The 20,717-nt window shown below is 61.0% G+C and carries 14 protein-coding genes and 1 pseudogene; 2 read left to right on the top strand and 13 right to left on the bottom strand.

The features are described 5' to 3' along the window. Positions 1 to 28: 28 nt before the first annotated feature. The 5 genes from B9A95_RS12660 to B9A95_RS12640 all read right to left on the bottom strand — a co-directional run bounded on the left by B9A95_RS12660 (position 29) and on the right by B9A95_RS12640 (position 5,509). A complete protein-coding gene (locus tag B9A95_RS12660) occupies positions 29 to 913 on the bottom strand; it encodes a carbohydrate ABC transporter permease (protein ID WP_245808279.1) in 885 nt (294 codons plus the stop codon). Next, a complete protein-coding gene (locus tag B9A95_RS12655; RefSeq protein WP_245808278.1) occupies positions 910 to 1,827 on the bottom strand; it encodes a carbohydrate ABC transporter permease in 918 nt (305 codons plus the stop codon). The genes B9A95_RS12660 and B9A95_RS12655 overlap by 4 nt, the downstream gene beginning before the upstream one ends. Positions 1,828 to 1,928: 101 nt before the next feature. Then, positions 1,929 to 2,690 (bottom strand): substrate-binding periplasmic protein, encoded by a 762-nt coding sequence (locus B9A95_RS12650; protein WP_170928625.1) that lies wholly within the window; start codon positions 2,688 to 2,690, stop codon positions 1,929 to 1,931. A 73-nt stretch (positions 2,691 to 2,763) separates the two neighbouring features. Beyond that, positions 2,764 to 4,092: an ABC transporter substrate-binding protein gene (locus B9A95_RS12645; protein ID WP_084047618.1), complete on the bottom strand. Its 1,329-nt coding sequence runs from the start codon at positions 4,090 to 4,092 to the stop codon at positions 2,764 to 2,766. Positions 4,093 to 4,573: 481 nt separating this feature from the next. After that, a complete protein-coding gene (locus B9A95_RS12640; RefSeq protein ID WP_139806752.1) occupies positions 4,574 to 5,509 on the bottom strand; it encodes an IS110 family RNA-guided transposase in 936 nt (311 codons plus the stop codon). A 369-nt stretch (positions 5,510 to 5,878) separates the two neighbouring features. Here B9A95_RS12640 and B9A95_RS12635 point away from each other — a divergent pair, with 369 nt between their 5' ends. Further along, a complete protein-coding gene (locus B9A95_RS12635) occupies positions 5,879 to 7,945 on the top strand; it encodes a putative bifunctional diguanylate cyclase/phosphodiesterase (protein ID WP_170928624.1) in 2,067 nt (688 codons plus the stop codon). Between the two features lie 241 nt (positions 7,946 to 8,186). Here the strand turns inward: B9A95_RS12635 and B9A95_RS12630 are convergent, their stop codons facing one another. Then, the gene (locus B9A95_RS12630; protein ID WP_084047615.1) at positions 8,187 to 9,089 is read right to left on the bottom strand and encodes a LysR family transcriptional regulator; all 903 of its coding nucleotides are present in this window, start codon (positions 9,087 to 9,089) and stop codon (positions 8,187 to 8,189) included. Between the two features lie 100 nt (positions 9,090 to 9,189). Here B9A95_RS12630 and B9A95_RS12625 point away from each other — a divergent pair, with 100 nt between their 5' ends. After that, positions 9,190 to 9,633 (top strand): DinB family protein, encoded by a 444-nt coding sequence (locus B9A95_RS12625; RefSeq protein WP_084047614.1) that lies wholly within the window; start codon positions 9,190 to 9,192, stop codon positions 9,631 to 9,633. Positions 9,634 to 9,878: 245 nt separating this feature from the next. Here the strand turns inward: B9A95_RS12625 and B9A95_RS12620 are convergent, their stop codons facing one another. The 7 genes and pseudogenes from B9A95_RS12620 to B9A95_RS12590 form a co-directional block, all read right to left on the bottom strand. Further along, the gene (locus tag B9A95_RS12620; protein ID WP_084047613.1) at positions 9,879 to 10,688 is read right to left on the bottom strand and encodes an HAD family hydrolase; all 810 of its coding nucleotides are present in this window, start codon (positions 10,686 to 10,688) and stop codon (positions 9,879 to 9,881) included. Between the two features lie 69 nt (positions 10,689 to 10,757). Continuing rightward, positions 10,758 to 11,532 (bottom strand): annotated as a pseudogene (locus tag B9A95_RS12615) (transposase). A 127-nt stretch (positions 11,533 to 11,659) separates the two neighbouring features. Further along, complete coding sequence (locus tag B9A95_RS12610; RefSeq protein WP_084047612.1) at positions 11,660 to 12,247, bottom strand: hypothetical protein; 588 nt, start codon at positions 12,245 to 12,247, stop codon at positions 11,660 to 11,662. A gap of 410 nt (positions 12,248 to 12,657) precedes the next feature. After that, the gene (locus tag B9A95_RS12605) at positions 12,658 to 13,068 is read right to left on the bottom strand and encodes a hypothetical protein (protein ID WP_170928623.1); all 411 of its coding nucleotides are present in this window, start codon (positions 13,066 to 13,068) and stop codon (positions 12,658 to 12,660) included. Positions 13,069 to 13,785: 717 nt separating this feature from the next. Further along, positions 13,786 to 14,352, bottom strand: coding sequence for a DUF6683 family protein (locus B9A95_RS12600; RefSeq protein WP_139806751.1), 567 nt, complete (start codon positions 14,350 to 14,352; stop codon positions 13,786 to 13,788). 866 nt (positions 14,353 to 15,218) lie between these two features. Then, the gene (locus B9A95_RS12595) at positions 15,219 to 16,694 is read right to left on the bottom strand and encodes a hypothetical protein (RefSeq protein WP_139806750.1); all 1,476 of its coding nucleotides are present in this window, start codon (positions 16,692 to 16,694) and stop codon (positions 15,219 to 15,221) included. A gap of 1,734 nt (positions 16,695 to 18,428) precedes the next feature. After that, positions 18,429 to 19,559, bottom strand: a complete 1,131-nt coding sequence (locus tag B9A95_RS12590; RefSeq protein ID WP_084047608.1) for a hypothetical protein — start codon at positions 19,557 to 19,559, stop codon at positions 18,429 to 18,431. Between the last annotated feature and the right edge of the window lie 1,158 nt (positions 19,560 to 20,717).

Raw genomic sequence — 20,717 nt, 5'->3', positions numbered from 1 at the left:
TCCTGCTTGGCATTCGAGCTGGCGTGCGTTACTTGACCGCGCCGTAACTGAGCCCGCGAACGAGCTGGCGCTGAGCGATCCAACCGAAGAGCAGCACGGGAAGCACCGTGAGGGTCGCTCCCGCACTCATCTGCGCCCAGAACAGGCCCTCGCTGGTCTTGAACTGAGCGATAAAGACGCTCAGCGGCGCAGCGTCGGAACTCGTGAGGTTCAGCGCGAAGAACACTTCGTTCCACGCGAAGATGACCGTCAGCAGGGCTGTGGCCGCGATCCCCGGCTTGGAGAGCGGCAAGGTGATGCCGAAGAACTCCTGAAAGACGTTCGCGCCGTCGATGCGGGCCGCCTCGTATACCTCAGCGGGGATGTCGCGCATGTACGAGTGCATCATCCACACGACCAGGGGCAGGTTCATGGTGGTGTAGATCAGCACCAGGCCGGGCAGGGTGTCGAGCAGGCCGAGGTTGCGGTAGATCAGGAACAGCGGCACGATGATTCCGACGGCGGGCATCATCTTGGTCGACAGCATCCACATCAGCGCGCTTTGCGAGCGGCGGGTGGTGTAGGCCGCGAGGGAGAACGCGGCGGGCAGACCGAGCACAAAGGAGAGCAGCGTGCTGCCGACCGCTGCGATAAAGCTGTTTTTCAGGCTGGGAAAGTACGAGGTCAGCGCGTGCTGGAAGTTGTCGAGGATCGGCGTGAAGGTAAACACCGGAGGCGTAGCGAACGCCTGCGCTTCGGTCTTGAAGGCCGCCAGGATCATCCAGATCAGTGGGAAAGCGAAGATGGCCGTCAGAACGTAGGTCAGCAGGTGCAGTAGGGCGCTCCGCAGCAGAGCGAACGGGGAAACGCGGCGGGTGTGCGAGGAGGAAGGGCTCTTGGGAGCCAGTCCTTTCTTGCTTGGGAGGCTGATCACGCTTCTTTCCTTCCGTAGGAACGGCTGAGCGTTCTGAGCAGGAAAAACGCCAGGATGTTCGTGAGAATCACCGTGATGACGCCCGCTGCGCTCGCCAGGCCGATGTTGTACTCCGCGAAGGCCTTCTGATAGATGAAATACGGTAGGTTGGTGGTGGACAGGCCAGGACCACCTGACGTGGAGCCGTAGATCTCGCCGTAGACTTGCAGCAGCGCGATGGTTTCCATCAGCACCACCACCTGGATGGCCTGCGTCCAGTGGGGCAGCACGATGTGGCGAAATTCCTGAAAGCGCCCCGCACCGTCAAGGCGAGCGGCTTCAAGCTGGTCTTCTGGGAGGCTCTGGAGTCCCGTGAGCAAGATCAACATGGCGAAGGGCGTCCATTCCCAGGTGATCATGGTGATGAGGCTGACCATGGGGTAGTGCGCGAGCCAGTCCACAGGTGCGCCGCCGATTCGGGTGGTCACCCAGGAGAAGAAGCCGAAGACAGGGTTGAGGAGCATGTTCTTCCAGACGACAGCCGTGACGACCGGCATCACCAGGAAGGAACTGATGAGCAGGGTGCGAAGCAAGGCGCGTCCAGGAACGTTGCGGTTGAGCAGCATCGCGAGGAATGCACCGAGCAGCAGGGTGAACAGCAGGGTGCCGCCCGCAAGCACGCCGGTATTGAGCAGCACGCGCAGGTTGTTCGGGTCGGTCAGGAGCCGCTGGTAGTTCGTCAGGCCAATAAAGGGGCGGTTGCCAGGTTCAACGAGGTTGTAGCGGAAGAAGCTGTAGTAGACCGTCATGAAAAACGGCACCTGCGTCGTGACGATCAGGTACAGCATCGCGGGCCAGATCAGCATGACGGGACTGAGCCGGAACTTCTTTTTCTGCTTCTGGGTTTGCGAGTGGAGTACGGGGACAGTGGTCACGGAAGGTCCTCCTTTCTCAATGAAAAAGCTGGAAGCGGGGCGGCCACTTCCAGCTGTGCTCAGCGTGATGGGCGTGCAGGTACGCGCCCGTCATGGAGATCTCAGGAGGTGCAGCGAACGTCCTGCGTGAAGTACTTCTTGCTCAGCCTCTCGTAGGTGCCGTTGGCCTGGAGCTTCTTGATGGCGGCGTTGACGGCCGTTTCGAGCGCCTTGTCTGAGCCGTTTTTCACGACGACGTACACGGGCTGGCTCCACAGCAGCGGGCTGACCTGCAGCTTCTTGGGGCCGAGCTTGACGTACATCTTCAGGGCGTCGAAGCGGTCGAGCAGGAGGACATCGGCGGACCCACCGAGGAAGTCGAGGAGGGCCTTGTCGGAGTTCGGCGCGGCGTTGATCTTCTTCTCGAACGGCAGGTTGCGGACGTAGTGGAAGTACGGGTGATCGGTGGAGATCGCAATGCGGGCGTCTTTGAGGTCTGCTTCCTTGGTGGGTCCACCGGGACGCGCGAACATCACACCGCCGGTGCAGACGAGGGAAGCGATCTGCTCACCGTCACTGAGAATCTGCGGGAGTTTCACGTCGAAGATCATGTCGACGTTATTGGCGTTGAGGTTTTTGAGCAGCGCGTCGGACGTGGCGTCTTTGCGCCAGGTCGCGTCTTTGAGCTTCATCTCCTTGGCGACGAGGTCCATGAATTCCACGGCGAAGCCCGTGATGGTGCTGCCGTCCTGCATGACCAGACCGGGGGTGTTGGTGGCGAAGCCGAGTTTCAGGGTGCCGCCGCTTTGGAGCTTACTCAACGTCGCTGCCTGGGAAACACTGCCGCAGAGGACACTCAGGCCCGTCAGTGCCGCAACAGTCATTTGGCGAGGAATACGCATCGAAAGTCCTTCCTTTGCGGGCGTGCCCAACGTGGGTACGCCCTGGGAGCTTGATTTACTTCTTGTACCCGCCGTCGACAGCGACGGTTTGTGCCGCTTGTTGTGCCTGGCGGAGGGCTTCGTCTACGGTGCTGTCACCGCTGAGCGCTCCGGCCAGGAATTGACCCACCTGGGTGCCCAGGGCCTGGAACTGCGGGATGCTGACGTACTGAACGCCGGTGTAGGGGACGGGCTGAAGGGTGGGCTTGTTCACGTCCGCGCTGCGGATGCTGTTCATGACGATGTTGCTGAATGCCCCTGCGGCCCGGACGTAGTTGGGGTTGTGGTAGGTGCTGACGCGGGTCCCGGGGGGCACGGCAGCCCAGGTGCCCTTGGTTTTGGCGACGAGCGCGATGTAGTCCTTGCTGGTGGCCCAGGTGAGGAACTTGAACGCGGCGTCTTCCTTCTTGGTGCTCTTGGGGATCGCCAGGTTCCAGGACCAGAACCAGTGGTTGCCGCGGTCGGTGCCGGGGCCGGTGGGGGCATTGGCAAAGCCGACGCTCTTGACGATCTTGCTGCTGCTCGGGTCGCTGAGGAAGCCGGCGGCCACGGTGGCGTCCACCCACATGCCGCACTTGCCCTGACTCATCAGGGTGAGGTTTTCCGTGAAACCGTTGCCCGTTGCGCCGGGAGGGCCGTAGCGCTTCATCAGGTTGACGTAGAAGGTCATGGCGTCCTTCCACGCGGGGCTGTTGAGCTGGGCGTTCCAGTCGGTGTCGTACCAGCGTCCACCGAAGGTGTTGGCCATGGTGGTAAATAGAGCCATGTTCTCGCCCCAGCCGGGCAGGCCGCGCAGACAGATGCCGTACACGCCGCCTGACGGGTTGTGGATGCGGGAAGCGTAGGACTGGATCTGCGTCCAGGTGGGGTTGTGGGCCATGGTGATGCCCGCCTTCTTGAACAGGTCCTTGTTGTAGAAGGTCATGCTGCTCTCGGCGTAGAAGGGCACGGCGTACAAGTTCTTGTTGTACGTCATGGCGTCACGGATGCTGGGCAGAACATCGTTCAGGTCGTAGCTGCGGGCGATGTCGGGGTTCTTGGAAAACAGGGGGTTGAGGGGTTCGAGCCAGCCGTTCTTCGCCCAGATCGGCACTTCGTATGCGCCGACGGTGGCGAGGTCGAAGCCTCCGCCGTTGCTGGCGACGTCGAGCGTGACTTTCTGGCGCAGTTCGTTTTCGGGAAGAAAGACGAACTTGACGTTAATGTCGGGGTACTTCTTGGTGAATTCGGGAACGAGCTTTTGCATCGTCACCATGTCGGGGTTGTTGACGCTCGCCACAGTGATGGTGGTGGCGGCTTGAGCGCTGGTGATCAGGGCAAAGCTGAGCAGAGCGAGTCGTTTCATGGTGTGCCTTTCTGAGCGGGCCCGGAGGCAGGACGAAAGCGAAGGGCGGGGAGGCTTCTGAATCTGTATTTAAGTGTCCTTAATCTAGTTGCTTAATAATTACGTAAGTCTTACTGCTCCATGTAAAAAAATGCGCACCAGGACGAGAAGAAGTGAAAAATACGTGATTTAGATTTTTAAGAAGCGTGAGACTACGAGAAATCCGAAGATAAAGAAGCTTCCACTGCTTGTCCTGGCTTACGCGGACGAGGGGTACGCTGAACTGCTGAAGACCTGTTGCGCAGTAGTGGGTCAGGTTTGAGAAAGTGCCGTCTATAACGACCAAAACCGATCAATCTTAGCTTTGGTTTAAAAAGAAGGGCTTTTGCTCGACTCAGACGACCTCTCGCGAGCCTTGCCTTCTTACTGCGCAACAGCAACCGTGTGGGAAGTCAAGGGGTGCCGTGGCGCCCCGTGGATGGCACGGTGTGACAACGCCGGGTCAGACACGGGGGCGCCACGGCACTTGAGAACGAACAATGGCATTCAGGATGACGAGCAACTTGCGCATACACGCGACGAGCGCCACTTTTTTAGGTTTTCCCTGGGCGACCAGACGCTGAAAGACCTCCCGGAGCACCGGATTGACGCGAATCCCAGTGACCGCAGCCATATACAGTTTGGTCCTCACCTCCGCGCGTCCTCCCCAGATGGTGCGGCGCCCCCGAGATTTCCCGCTGTCTCGATTGAACGGCGCCAATCCGACAAGGGCGCTCAGTTGTTTGCCAGAGACTTGGCCGAGCTCAGGCAACTGAGCAAGCAACGTCAAGGTGACCACCGGACCCACGCCAGGAACGCTCATCAGGAGATCCCGCTGAGCACGCCACTGCAGATCGGTTTCCATCAACGCCTTCAGTTCCTGATCCAGCTCAATCCGCCGTTTCTCCAAGTACGTGATGTGTGCGTGCAAATCTGCACGCACCGCTTCCGCTCGTACCGAGTGAAGTCGGTTGCGTTCCATGACCAGCATGTCGACGACTTGTCGTCGACGGTCGACCAGGTCTCCCAGTGCACGAACGCGCTCCTCAGGTACCTCCCGAACTGGAGGCCGGACCATCTCAGCAAACAAGGCCAAGAGCATGGCATCCAGTTGATCTGTTTTCGCCAGTCGACCTGTTGCTTTGGCGAAGTCGCGAACCTGACGTGCATTGACCACGACGACCCGAACACCCCGTTGCACCAACGCCAAGACCAGCTCCCGCTCCAACCCACCCGTCGCTTCCAGCACAACCAAGGTCGGGTCGAGTCCATTCAGGCGATCTGCAAGTCGTGCCACACCTGGAATCGAGTTCTCCTCGACGAAAATTTCTCCAGTGGGACGAATCGCGACATCAAGGCGAGCTTTGCAAACATCAATACCGACGAAGATGCTCTCCACTTGGGTTCCCTCCCTCGGGGCATCCCAGTGTCGCCCTTCCTTGCTCATGCGAGCTCATCCTCAAGCAACCGTTCGGGCTCTGAACTGGGGAGAAGCAGGACGGCGAGCTTTGCTGTTGCACGGCCTCGTGGCCGAGGTCTTGATCGGTCTACCGTCCTGCGCCCCATCTCGAACATACAAGGTCTTGAGTTTTCATAGGGAGCCTCGCTTTCCAGCCTAAGGCTGGCAGTGAGCCTGAACCACTACTTCACTCCGTCCAGCTTTTGGGGGACACTCCAAGACCCCTGCGCCATCTGCTGTAAGGCAGGTGTTATGCAGCCTGGCTTAAGTTGGCGCTACTCAACTTCTCCCCTTATGTACGGAGTTCACATGCCACTGCCCATCACCGCCCGTTGGACCCCCAGAAGGAGTTACGTCCTGGCGTTGAGTCTGGTCGCGGGCCTCAGTGTGGCAGCGTTCATGCTGCTCAACTCCATGATTCACGACCAGATCTTCACGGCCCAGGTCATCAATGTCAGCGGGCGGCAACGGATGCTCGCAGAGCGCACTACCCTCTTCGCACTGCGGCTCACCACAACCCCGATCGGCGCTGAACGAGAGGCCATACGCAAGGAGTTACGGACTGACCTGGCGACCTTACTCTCAGCCCACAGCGGTCTGCTGAACAAGGTTCGAGCAGGACACGAATCTGGGGAAACCTTGACGGCGTTGCAAACGATCTACTTCGGTCTGCCTCAGTCGCTGGACGTGCTCGTTCAGACCCATGTCCGCCTCGTGCAGACAGTCCTCACCACCCCCGACAACAAGCTCAGCCCAGATCTACCGGCACTGCAGGAAGTGCTGGACGAAGGCACAGGCGACCTGCTCACGGTGCTTGACGCGGCAGTCCGTATCCACCAGGTTGATGCCGAGCAACGCATCGAGACCCTACGCCGGGGGGAGATCGCCGTCCTGGCCATTACCCTGCTGACCTTGCTGCTCGAGGGTCTCCTGATTTTCCGCCCCCTGGAACGCGTCCTGCAGCAACGCGATCAGCAGCTCATGCATGACGCTTTTCATGACCCTCTGACTGGCCTTCCCAACCGCGCGTTGTTCCTTGACCGGCTCAACCAGGCCATTCTCCGCCGGCAGCGCTACCCAGACGCACATTTCGCGGTGTTGTTCATCGATTGCGACCGCTTCAAAGTCATCAACGACACCCTGGGACACGGCGTGGGCGACGCGTTGCTCATCGCGCTTGCCGCCCGCTTAGGGACTTGTATCCGTGGCCTGGACACCGTCGCCCGGATGGGCGGAGACGAGTTTACCTTCCTGCTCGAGAACCTGGCTGACGTACAAGACGCCGTGCTGGTCGCGAAACGGGTCGAAAGTGCCCTGAAGGAGCCACTCCATGCCGCTGGCCACCTCTTGACCATCGGCGTCAGCATCGGGGTCATTTCCTCAGATGCCGGGCACAGCACTCCAGCTGAAGTGCTCCGCGACGCGGACTTGGCCATGTACCACGCCAAAGCGCGGGGCCGCGGCCGCTACGAAATCTTCACGCCACAACTGCTCGAGCAGGCCGCTACGCTGCTGAACATCGAACTGGACCTCCGCGGTGCCCAGGCCCGAGGGGAACTTGCCGTCCACTACCAGCCAGTTGTGTCGCTGCTGGACGGCAAGTTTATCGGCTTCGAAGCGCTGCTCCGCTGGACACACCCGGTGCATGGAGCGGTCTCACCCACCGCTTTCATCCCAGTGGCTGAAGAAAGTGGCTTGATCGCTGAACTCGACCGCTTCGTGCTTCGGACCGCTTGCCTGCAGGCCGTGCAGTGGCAGCGAGATTACCCCCGCCAACCGCCGCTTACCATGAGTGTGAACGTCTCAGGACGTCACCTGCAGAGCCTGGACCTTGCTGAGCATGTCGCGACCGTCCTGAGTGAGACGGGTCTGGCCCCACATCACTTGAAACTCGAGCTGACAGAAGGCGTACTGGCTGCGGAATCCGACGATCTTCGCCGCACCATGAGTGCGCTCAAGGCGCTTGGAGTTCAGCTGCATATTGATGATTTCGGCATGGGCTACTCGAACCTCGCGTACCTGCAGCGCTTCCATGCGAACGCCATCAAAATTGACCGGTCGTTTATCAATGTGCTGGGAAGTGATGGGGAGGGTGTTGATCTGATTGCCAGCATCGTGGGCATGGCCCGCAGCATGCATCTTTCGGTGGTGGCTGAAGGCGTAGAAACCCAGGAGCAAGCACAACTCCTGCTTCAACTGGGGTGCGAAGTCGCGCAGGGCTTCTTGTTCTCCCGGCCTGTACCTGCACCAGACGCTGGTGTCCTGCTCGCCTCAGAAATTATGACCGCTGCTCAACCAGCTTTCCAATTGCAAGATTCTGCGCCGCCCATAGAGAGCACAACATCCGGTCCTTTTGACAACACAGCTAAAATCTAAACAGTGCTCAACTGACCATGGTGGACTCCGCGGGAAATTCTGAACAGCATCTTCTGCGTCCTACGTGGAGGCCATGGCTTGGCAGGCCACGGCCGCACAATCTTCCCAACATATCCTTGAAAATCCCCACGGAACAGAGATTCCTCGTATAAATTGGCCATGAGGCAAAAGATGAGCAGGGCGGGAAGCAGCGTGTGCCAGTACAGCGAGTGAGTCGTCGCTTCTCCATTGGGTGGAACATTCAAAAGGTCGACCGGCCTCTCTGAGCGTCTGTGCCCTTGAGGAGGCCTAGAAATGCCTGTCCAATGGGCGAAACGGCAAAGGTCGGCAGGTAGAACACGCCTAACGTGCGGAAAAGCGGCTCTGGGAGCGAATACGTAACCACTTCGGGGGGCAAATTCGTGATAGCCAGTTCTGGAAGCACGCAAACGCCCAGCCCGTTTTTAACGAAGGTAATCGATATATCGTCTTCCGAGATGCGCTCTACGGCATCCAGAGATTGTCCGCAGGCCATCCAGTGAGCTGAGATACGCCGGGCACAATCAGACGTGCCGAGCATCAACGGCTGGCTGGCAATTTCCTCCCAGGTGGGAGGCCTGCTGAGCTTCTGGGCACCCCACAGCAAGCGGTATTCGTCCCGGAGGAGTACTGAGCTCTGGAGGGGTGGAGCGACGGGTAGGCTGGAGAAGCCCACATCGCACTCGCCGGACAACACATACATTTCGGTAAGGGTCGTGCAGTGCTCTTCGCTGAGCAGGTTGACCTGGACGCCGGGATGACGGGCGCGGAATTCACGAAGCACAGGAGGCAGAAGCCGCAGCGCCGCGCTGCGTGCACTCACGATTTGCAGCCGTCCAGTGAGGTTCTGGGCGTCCAAAGCACATTCCTGACGGATGTTCTCCAGTATCTGGAGTATCCCACGAGCGTGCAGGGCGACCCTGGAGCCGAGAGGGGTTGGTTCCACGCCGTATCGGTTACGGAGGAGGAGCTTCACGTTCAGCTGCTTTTCCAACGAGGCGATGGCAAAACTCACGCTGGACTGAGTGACGTTCAGGCGCAAGGCGGCCTCAGAAAGTGTTCCCGCCTCGCTGGCCGTCACAAATGTACGGAGTTGCGTGATGGTCACTCGCGTGAAATCCAGCATTCCTTAGACTACATCAGCTATCGAGCTACTCAATAGCTGACCCATATACCATGAGTCGGCTCGGTTGTGCGGATCAAGCTGAGTTTCTACGCTGATACGCATGCCTCTGCTAAGCCCCCTGGACCTTGAAGTTATCGCTGCTGAACTGCGCTCCTACAGCGAACCTGCTGTGAACCACTCACCCGCCGCTGGGAAATGGAGCGCAAAAGAAATTCTCGGGCACCTGATGGACAGCGCTGTGAACAACCATGTGCGTTTCATTCGCGCTCAGGCGGAGAATCCCCTGCATATTCCCGGTTACGATCAGGAACACTGGAACCGCTGTCAAGCTTATCAACAGGTCAGCTGGCTGGAGCTGATCAACCTCTGGCTCGCGTATAACCTGCACATCAGGCGTGTACTCGACCTTATTCCCGAAGCAACCCTGGGAAACATGCTCGTGATTGGTGATGGCCCCCGTGTTACATTGCAGTTCGTGGCTGAGGATTACTACGAACATCTGCAGCATCATATCGATCAAATCAGGGCCTTGAATCAGACTTGAACGTCATGTCATTTTGCCGCAACCAGCAACAGGGCTCCCGACCAGCAGCCTAAAATGGTCGACACCATCAGGACATACCGTGACAACCAGGATATTCGCATCATTGCCGTTGTCATGGGGAAGTATGGCATGACAGTATCATATTTATAAGTCTAAAAAATCTTTGTGCTGTTGGCTTGAAATTGCCTGTTTCTACTGGGTTTTGCCCGGGTAAAGACTCTAATTTTTGTCTTCTCTAACACGAATTAGGGCAGACAGAAAGAGAGTAGCCGTTCGAGGACCAGCGCTACACCCTCTTGGTCATTCGATGCAGTCACTTCGTCCGCCACCACGAGAACGTCCGGGCGACTGTTGGCCACAGCCACCCCGTGGCCCACCCAGGCCAGCAGCGGCGCGTCAATCGGCATATCACCGAAGGCCACCACCTGAGCCTGGCTGATCTGATGACGCTGACACGCAGCTTTCACCGCCGCCACCTTGTTGACCCCAGCTGCCGTGATCTCCGCGAAACTCATCGTCGAGGCTGTGATGCTCAGCTCAGTCGTCCCCTGTTGGAGCAAAGTCACCAGGTTTGGACCATTGAAGTGCGGATGGCGGGCCATCAACTTCAGTGGAGGCTTGGCCTCTTTCAAGTCAAGCAGCACGTCATTAACAGGACGGTGCCGGCCTACTTCAATCGGATTTCCTCCCCCGCGGAGTTCGTCATACGCCTGCTCCGCCGTCATGTATTCCCCCCACTCCGCACCAAAAGTGATACCGGGAAGTGCCGCGCGAGCTGTTTCCACGAAGGCCCGCACCTCGGGAACATGAAATGGAACGATCTGAAGCACCTCACCATCACTTCGGTGCGTCACAGCACCGTTGCTACAGGCAATCTCCGGCCAATCTTCCTCCAAGGCCAGAGCCACAGCATTGCGTGAAGGTCGGGCGGTGACTGGAAAGACGACCCAACCGAGCTGGGTCGCTTCTTGGAGAGCCACTCGTGTGCGCCCGCCAAGTGTGCCGTCGGAGCGGAGGAGCGTTCCGTCAAGATCAAGCGCTAACAGGCGTTGCATGAAATGACTGTATGTAGGCGCTGTCACGGCTTTGGTTCATCCCTTAGCGGACAGCTCTCCTTACGCCGTTTAGGGCTGAGCGAGGTTATGGGCGAGGACGGGCAGGACGACGCGGAGCCGGAGAGAGGGAAGTGTTTTTGGTCTGAACGGAGCGAATTTGAGCTTCGACCAATTGTGAAAAGACGGTTTCAATGCGTTTGCGGAGCTTTGGGTGGCGGTCTTGCCGCCACCCGTTGTCATAGCGGGTGTTTTTCTTGGGTGGGAACAGGTCGCCCAGGCAGCAATAGCCCTTGTCCCCAATGATCTTTGGCCCGCCGAACTCAGGCCACCTCCGGTTCAACTCATCGCTGACGGTGGTGTCGTGAAGATTGGCGGGTTTGAGGAGGTACTGGACGATCTCCCCTGCGGGTGTCACCCAGGCATGCAGCTTGTACCCGTACACGTCGCCCTGGGTCCCAAACCCCCATTTCGCTCCCGGGAACTTGCACCGCTTCCCTCGTTTCGGGCGACACACCGGGAGCGGCATGGCGTCAATGATCACTTCTGCACAGCGTTTGGCGGGGCTGACCAAGGCTTCGAGGCGTTCCAGCAGACGCACGCTTCGCATGTACGCCTGGGTGTAGGAGGGAAGACCGACGCGGTCTTCCCTCAACATGTTCCACCAGATCGAGGGATACGGCTGCTTGAACACGAAGCGAGCGAGCAAGAGGGCCACGAGCAGGGCATCCGTCAGCTTCTGATGCTTAAATCGCTTCAGATCGCTGAAGTGCCGCTTCGCCCAACGGTGGAGCTGACGAATCACCGCACGACGACCTAAACTATGATGGAGACGGTATCTGCACATACCGTCTCCATTTTTCCTCGTCTCCGTCCTACTCGGCTACCCCAGCCTCAAGCCCTAAACGGCGTCTCCTTATGAAACGTCGTCCATTCCTGGTACGGGCGTTAAGCCGGGGTTGGGCTGCGTGGGCTCAGGTGTGGAAGAGGAACCGCCGCTCGCCTTCTTTCGCGACCAGCTGCGCCAGTTCGGTCAGGCCTGCCGCTTCGTACCGGCCACGCTGCTCATGCATGCCCCGCCGTGAACCGAACGCCACCCGACTGAACCACCACGCCTGCGACATCCACGCCCGAATGGCAGCCAGAAACGCCACTTCGAAGGCGTGGTCGACCCCTCGGCGCAGCCAGTACTCCACGCGTGCGTCGACCTGATTCAACTGCTCGACCGTCTGCGGATCCGCGCGGTAGTGGTCGATGAACGGCGCCACCCGATTGACATACAACGACCCCAGAAACTCAGCCTCGTCCGCACTGAAGATGCTGAACCCGTAGGCCTCATCGCGGTCGTGCTCGCCGATATGCATCGCGAGATCCTCGACATTCTCTTCCAGTGTGAAGGTGTCTTCCGGCCACGCGCTGTCACTCCAGATCCGGAGTTCCTCCCGCGACGCCATCACGGCGTCGTAGTCCACAGGGTTATCGGTCAACTGTTGACGGCGCAGCACGAAGTGCGGGGTGACGCATTTGGTTGGGACAGGCAGTTGAGCGGGGTTAAGCGTCATATGGGCCTCCAAGAGAGGTGAGTGGCAACCGGGGCCAATGGCCCGCTGTTGAGGAAGGAATATTTTCTGATTCGTCAGCGAGGTCCAGAGAATGGCTGACAGCGGGAACGTGCGTCCTGACCAGCGTCTGGATGATGCGGGCCGCTTGTGCGACCTGAACCGCGTTGCCCGGCGTTGCCACCGCCCCCATTTGAGTGGAACCTTACCAGGGGGTGCAGGTGGTCCACATGGTTCTGGAGTTGGTAGATACGCAGCTCCATGTGAAATAGGTGGGATCCCCCGGACCCAGAGGCGTGCTGACCGGATGCCTGCAGACGGGATGCTGCGGACCGCGCAGAACCCTAACCCCGACCCACCCACAGTGGGATGTGTGGCGCCAGACAGCCCAGACATTCGGGTGTGCAGCCGCTTCAGCGTGGCGTTTCCTCGTGCGTGTTGAGCAGATCGAAGTGCGCGTGTCCAGCCAGGTCCACGCCGCCGTCCCGGCCCTTCTGCTCCCAGGCGCCGGCGAGAATGTTGCCTGCTCGTGAGAGCAGCAGCCGGTGCTGACCTTGCTGGAGGTTCACAGTGATGAAGTACTTTCCGCCGTACGGGTAGACCAGCGCCGGACCGACCAGTGTGGCGTTCGTGCCCTCCAGCCGGTACGCCTCTCCGGAATAGCCGTCCGCGTTGTCGCGCAGGTTCAGGCGCCAGGTCTGCGGCGTCGCGGCTGTCAGGGGAGTCAGGGTTCCCTGCCAGGTCTCCACGCGGTCCAGGGCTGGTGCCGGGTGGCCGGCGCAGGCGGAGAGAAGCAGAGCACAAAGGACGGGAAGGCTGCGCATTTGCATGAGGGCATTCTCCTTGGGTCTGGTGACTCGGGCGTGACATGAACGCGCTGGGTCAACCTGACCGGTCAGGTCGCCTGCATGCTGTCCGGCGGTGTCAGGCTGCACGTCGCGTTACAGTGCAGGCTTGACCGACCACCTGAATCAGGTTTCGAGGTGGCGGCGGGGGCCCGCGCCTTGGCCAGGCCGCGTCGCCTTCTTCCAGCCCACGCGGCCTGGCCTTGGAGGTGCGGCAGCCTGCCCGTCACGTTTCACGGCCGTTCAGAGGTGTTCCGCAGGCGTGGTAAACGTCGCGCGTCGTCCGGCGCTGGGCCCAGGTTTCAGCGCCCAGGCACTGGGGTCGTTGGCCAGTGGGGGAGAGCGGGAGAGGCAGCCTTGACGCAGGGGCCTGTTGCTGCGCAGAGCGCCGGCCCGTTCAGAGTCCCGATCAATGCCGTGAAATAGCTCCGAGCAAACCTGAAACCCACCGTGTCGCAGTACGGCTGGCGTACGTACGTCAGGCCCCTGCGGCGGGATGACCCAGCGACGCGGGGCCCGTTCCAGAATGTTAACTCGGGCGTCGGAAGTGACAGGACGCGGATGGCGAGCAGACTGGCGAGGCTGCCACCAATCACAACCGCGTGCTCACGGTGAGGGGATCGTTACCTCTCCAGCCAGGTAGGCCCAAGGCAGTGACGGCGAAATGACGCGGTGGTCCGCCTGTCCGCCGTGCCTTCAGTACAGGCGAAGACCTGTAGCCGTGAACTGAACTTTGCTGTGATCTCGACCAATCAGCTGGGTGAACAGCGTTCCCGCCAGATCCTGCGCGTCCGCTTCACGGTCCTGATCCTGCGGGCCTTCCTCCTGAAGCGCCAACGCCATGTTCGCGTTGAGGATCAGCGCTTCGTACAGTTCCTGCTTGTGGGCGTCGGTCATGGACTTGAACGCTGGAGTGCTAAACAGTGCACGGTTGATGCTGTCCAGCAGTCCGTCTTGTTGCTGCGCGCTCAGCTCTTCACCGCTGAGCACGTAATGGCTGATCATCAGGGCGTACATCACCGCTCCGGCCACGTTGTTCTTCAGCCGCGCCTCGTCGTTGTTGTCCATCAGGCTGTCGTAACTGTTGAGAAGCTGGACGTACACCGCTTCCATTTCTTTTTTCTGCGCGCCGTCCAGACCGGGCTGGGCGCCTGCCATGCGCGCCGGTAGCATCCGGTTTTCGGCCGGTTTGAAGGCGCTGATCGCCAGAGGCTGCGGTTTGCTGGTGGCCGCGGCGCCGGGCCTGGTGATCTGCTGGCTCATGGCCCTGAATAGACCCTGCGTGGCCAACGAGGACAGCGGGCTGTTCCCAGGCAGGCCCAGGGCATGTACCGGCGTCCCCAGGCTCAGAAGGCTGAGGGCGGCCGTAAGAACGAAGGTTTGAACGTGGTGCAAAGTGGCGGGGAAACCTGGCATATTGACCTCCAACTGAACGTTGTCAGTAGCCTGACCGTACGGAGGTGACAGTGATTCGGTCGTGACACGGGCCTTCACCAGGCGCGGGGGTCTCCCGGAACCCTGAAGTGGGTGCCCGGGTTCCGGGAGACCCCCCTGCCCCTGCCGCGAGGGCCCCATGGGCGCGGCCAGACTTGACCCGCGCAGACTATGGCCAACTGGGAGCTTCGCCCGTGGCAGAGATGAGCGCCCCCAAGCAGCCCAGAGAAGCTGAGCCAGGACTCAGCCGACTTGGTCGCCGGAGGGCGAGGTGACATTCAGCATGTCCCCGTCCCGTTGAACACATTCCCGGTCCATTCCTGGTCCTGGGCCCAGCAGGCCAGGTTGTGCACCAGGCCCAACTGCTCAGGACGGAAGAGCGCCCCACCACTGCCTTCCCGGCCTCGCAGACGGCCGCTGCGCACCGCGTCTCCCCGCTTCCACAGCGTCAGCGGGCAGGCTGTAGTGGCCGTCCATCCAGGCGGTGCGCACCCGTTGCAGAACGCAGCATTTGCCGCCCTGGCGCAGCAGGACAAACACGGTAGCCGGGGAGAGGTGCCGGGGCGTCTTGACGCACCCCAGCGCGCCGCTGGGCCGGACGTCTACCGGGCGTGAAGACCGGCACGCCGCGTCGACTCGGCGGGGCTGCGCGAACAAGCGTCAGGGTCGGTACCTCGTCGGTGATGGAAGGCTTCTTAGCGAGGAAACTGGTATTCGATGTTGCTCAGCGCGGAGCATCCGTAGATCTTCTCGAACTCCACAGTGGCGCTGGCCGCAAAGCCGGCGTTGGGACTGGCGGTGTTGCGCACCACCAGAGGCGTGAGCGCGCCGTTACTCTCGACGTATGCGAGCTGCAGTTCATAGCGTGCCAGCGGCAGCTTCAGGAGGGTCAGGGCAGTGCTGCCGCCATACCCGTTGGCCGCTGTCCCAATGACGGTGGTGTACGTCGCTGCTGGTCCTCCGTCAATAGCCGGCCCGAGTGGCTGGAGCGTCAGCTTGAACTGATTCACGGGGTGATCGCCAATGTACCGCGGCCGCTCGGATGGGTTGGTAGAGGCCACGAACTGCTGGCTGATGTGCAGGTCTGCGACGTTTACGTCGATCTTGAAGTGCCGCACGGCGCCGTCCCCGGCCAAGAAGAAGCCGCCGTTGCCCAGCGGCTCGCCCGGCAGGCACATCGGCACGCCCAGCCAGGTGGCGTTGATGGCCACCTCGGCCTTCCATGAGACCTCCGACGTCAGACGGACTTTAAAGACGCCTTTGGCATCCGTCTGGACGGCGCCAAGGCCCTGGTTGAAGTACCCGCTCACCGCGGGGTTGACCGTGACGGACGCGCCGCGCACCGGCCGGCCGAGTGCGTCAAACACCTGACCGGTCACGTAACCGACCTGTCCTTTGTTGACGGTGGGGGTGGGCGTGACGCGCTTGGCGGTGGCCGGCACCGGGGCGGGCGCCCCGACTTCCGTGACCGTGAGGGTGATGTTCGTGCGCGTGGCCTGCAGGGACGCCGGGGCGCCCGACGCATCGGTAAAGCGCGCCATGAAGTCGCCGTTATCGATGTCACCGTTGCCGTTGACATCCTTCCAGGCAATCAGGCGGTAGGCGCCCGCACTCAAGCTGTTGAACTTGAACGTGGCCGTCTGACCGGACACCGGGATGGTGTAGGTCACGCTCGCGTCGCCGCACCTGTCGCCTTCATACGCGCAGGCCACCACCATGACACCTTTCAGGTTCACGCCAGCCGGGGCCTGCACGGTGCCGCTCAGGCTCAGGGTGGCCACCGACTTCTCCTGCGGCGCGAGGCTCAGCACGAGGTGACTGGCCGGCGCCTTCAGGCGCCAGGCTTCGCCGCTGCCCGGCTGTTTGAGGAACGTCCACATGTCCCCGGCGTCCAGCGCGCCGTTCGCATTGACATCCTGCCAGGCGAGTACGGTGTACGGACCGTCGTTCTCGACCTTCAGGGTAAACGGCGCGCTTTTTCCGGAACTGGTCAGCTGCTGGGTGGCAGTCAGGCTCTCGTCGCAGCCGTCGGCGTTGGGGGAGCAGGCGATCACGTACGTGCCTTTGACCGTGCCGCTTGGAGGCGCATTCACGGTCCCAGACAGGGTAAGCGGGGCGGGAGCAGCGGCAGCGGCAGTCATCAGCGCGGCCATCATGGGCAAGTGTCGCACAAGGGATTCCTCCGCGAGCACCGTAGGCGTAGTGCGGTGACCGCCGTATGACACTCCGCTGGGCTGATCAGAGGCAGGCGCCAGCGGTCTGGCCGCGGGTTGTTCGACGTCGCTCTGCCGGGTGCCGACCCCGCCAATCTGCTGTTCGGGGGCAGTGGGACGCTGGTCCTGAGCTGGCTGGCGTGTCAGGACCTGGGTTGCAGGCCTCACGCCATCCCTGACCTCTGCGCTGCGACTCACATCCGGCCGACGCTACCGCCGCGCTGCTTGACGAGGACGTCAACCGTAAGGAACTCCCCTCTTGATGGTGATGAACTGAGACCCAGCACGCTGACCTGCGCGGTGCAGTGACGTACGCGCAGCGCTCCAGCCTCCTGGCCGGTGAGTCTGGGTCCCGCTGGGCAGAGCGAATCCCGGTTCCTCCAGGAAGCCCGCAGAGGCTGGGGTATGTCACGCTCTGGTCACAGCACCTCACCCACCAAGGGTGCAGCATGGGTTGACGTGACACCCGTTCTTTGGTTCTGAGTCAAGGTTGCTGCAGGGCTGGAGATGCGGTCAGAATTCAGGTTCGTAGCGTCTCAAACGAGGCGCGGGCATACATCTGCCGCTTGATCAGCTTGATCCTGTCGACGATTCCTTTCACCGGGCCATTCAGTCAGGGTGAGGAAACTGCTGCCTCCAGGTCTGCTTGTTCCTGGTGTAGACGCCGAGCGAACCACCGCACTTCTCCCAATCTTCTCTTCTGTGCTTGTTCCAGCTGGGAGTGGGGTGTGCATTCCCTTGCCGTCGCTTCCAACCGCTGGATGATTTGTAGAGGGCCATTTGGACATTGACCTGCCAACGCACGACGAACCAAGAGGCACTGAATCGACCCGGCCTTTTTGGGCAGAACGGACGCGCATGAGCACGCCTGCCCGCATGTTGAGCCAACTCCTCGGCACAGGGGTATACAGCGGCATGATGCCCTGCTCCGTGAACCAACACAGCAGTTCCGGCATCTTGTCCCCGACAAGGTTGTCGAGAATCAGCAGCATCCAAAGAGGTGGCAGGTTGTCGAGCAGCGGGAATTTCACGCTCAGCCCTTCTTGCCAGCTTTCTCACGCCGCACAGTTGTCTACCCGTGGCAATCAGGGTTGCCACGGGTAGAGGTTGCAGGACTTGAGCGAGCGTCTGCCGCATCCAATGGAGCACGGGGTTCGTGCAGCTGGTGACCTCACGGGCACAGTTTGACGCTCGGTCTTCTCCTCCAACAGTACTGTGCCGAGGCTACGAAGACCTTCCTGATCCGACTTTTGGGTGAATATACGGTCCCAGAGGTCCGTCATACCGATCAGCGGTGAAGCCGCGGGGCCACGAATCGAGCACGTCCGGCGCTCAATCATGTGGACCATTCGCACAGGGCTTCCACCTCGCGCTGCAACCACATTGCCAAGCAATCTCACCATTTTGCACGACGTCAGGAGAGACAACAGCAGGGCTTCAAGTGGAGGGAACGTGCACAAACGTTTCTGAGTCTGCACACACGCCCCGAGAACCCACAGCATCATGCCCGCACGCACGTGGCCGCCATGACCAGAAGCAAGAATCAGCAGCAAGCCTTCCAGAATTGGTCAACCACCCTGGCAGGGGTGGCCTGAACTTCAGGCCACCCCTGCCCTCAGACTGCCGTGCTGCCTGTAAAGGCAACACCACCGGGAAAAAACACAGCCATGCGGTCACATGACCCGCTTTCAGTCACTCGCGCAGCAGACGGCTGAGCAAACCTGCCGAATCGCCGGTACCGACTTCGTCTGGCGAGAAACCGAGATACACAGCGGCGGAGCTGCCCTTGTTGCCCAGTCCTGTCTTTTCGAGGGCCACGGCACCGCGGACGTTCTGGTTCACCTCGACAGTGAGCAGGGGGTGTCCGTCCGCATCCTCTCTACGCTTGAAAGCAGCGGTGCTGGCGGGGTTGGTCAGTTGAAGTGCACCCATGCCCTGCGTGACGGTTCCGTCCACGGGCTGCACGCTGGGTCCGTCTCGGCGGTACTGAAAGGTGTACCCAGCGATGCCGAACTGGTCACGCAGAAATGCCTTTTGCGCCGTGTTCTTGTCGGTATTCTGGTCCGTTTCCTGAAAGACGTTGCCGGTGCCGTCCAAGTTCTGCACGAATGCCGCTGACTGAACGATGAGCTTGTGGTCCGTTCCGGCCAGATAGCTGGTCATGGCGTTCACGTCGTCCCGCGTGGGTGGCTGGTCCCACTGGTTGCCGGTGTACCACACCACGCCAGAATATTTCGACAGCGTGTCTGCGTTCGGGCCATTGATGGCCGGCACGTCCGTGGCGATCCTGCCGGCCTTGACCACGAAAACGTCGAAGGCTTTTCCCACAAGGGCCGCGCGCATGGTCGTGTCAAGCGTGGACAGCGGCTTACTGTTGTCCTGCGGCGCGGCGTTGTTGGCACTTCGATCAGCGTCCACCAACAACCACTTCTCCACCTTGACCTGCATGCCCGTGGTCTTGGTGAGGGCGCCGTTCGTGCCGCGGACCGTGACCGGGTAGGTGCCCGCCGAGACATGCGCGCCGACCGTTACGGTCAAGACGCTGGTACCACCGGTCTGAGGACCGAAGGCGCCGCTGATGTGGTCTGCCCCGGTTCCGGCGACAGCACCTTCAAACGTGAGCTTCACGGCGCCTGTGGCATTGCCGGGCCGGGTGATTCGAATGCTGGTCGTGCCGACGTGTGACGCGCCGATGCCCAGTTCGCTCGGCTGTGCCGTCAGGGTAAAGTCCTGATCACCGTTCGTGGAGCCTGGGGTGGTTCCCCTGCAGCTGACGAGTGCTGCCGTTACCAGGACCAAACCAATGATGTTTCGTGTGTTCATCCATACCCTCCTTGGGTGCTGGCAACGTAGCTGCGCACTGGTGGCGAACCAATGACCGGCGGCAGGCGAGGAGGCAGAGGAGGTATTGGGCATGTTCAGGCGCCATACCCTGCCACAGGAGTGCAGCGGTGCGTGCCGATGAGGTGTGTGGCACGGGTCATCAATTGGCCACGTCGTGTGCTCCTGGCCGTCTCCCACCAGGCTGGAAGCACCAGAGCTGGTTATGGATACCCCGTCTCACGGTGTCTTCAAGGTCGTGGCGCGTGGAGGACCTCAGGGCGGCTTTCCCGGTCACTCGGATGTGTGCGCTTCCGGCATTCTCCCCGAAAACTCGCACAGCTCCGGCAGGACACCACACGCTCGGGTTTGGGATGCTGCGCAACTCCCGGTACGTGAAGGCCCAAGCGCCGTGCATGTCCGCGCCATAACCCCCCCAACCAGGATGGTCCCCGGCGCAGGTCCCGGCGGGGAAAGACGGTCACCTTCTGAACACGCAGACGGCGCCGTCCAACCAGGCTGCTTGGCGAGCAAAGCGGCGTACATTCATGGCACGGGCCACCGAATAGCCTTTCATCTTAGGGAACTTCCTGTGGTTCCTTAAGTGTCCGGCTGTGACCGCTGTGGAACAACAGCACGTTGGTCCTGCGGGACGAGGCAGGCCGGTGATGCGGCAGGCAGGGGGGGAGTTACGGGAACCGGCCCGTTCCCCAGTCGTCGCAGGCGACAACAGGGAGTCTTCAGACGCAGCTGTACATCGGGACACGACGCTGCGCAGGGCGGTGGGCAGCACAATTTTCTCCTTGATGTCAGTCTCGCAGCGCCTTCGCTGTTGGCCCGTGCTGGTTGCCCGTCATGGCGCTCCACGAGGGACAGGCCGGCGACTGACAGTGCCAGGCACGGAATAAGGTGGACGGTATGGGGAGATGGCGTCAGCTTTGAAGGCCAGTCCATCCACCGCCGGGAGTACCTGATCAGCGCAGCTGGGTGCTGGGGCACGTCCCGTCAGGGTCGGCGGGGAAGAAGAACCGCCGCTCCCCGTCGATCGGCGGCGCGGCTCCTCCGGCGGTAGCTGCCCAGAAGTCTTCGCCGGTGTGCTGGAAGCAGTACCTGGCCGTTCTGCAGGTGCTTCTCCGGAACTTCAGTGTTGAGGTCGCCGTA

Source organism: Deinococcus hopiensis KR-140, from assembly GCF_900176165.1.
Classification (GTDB): domain Bacteria; phylum Deinococcota; class Deinococci; order Deinococcales; family Deinococcaceae; genus Deinococcus; species Deinococcus hopiensis.
This window is presented reverse-complemented; position numbering and strand designations above follow the sequence as displayed.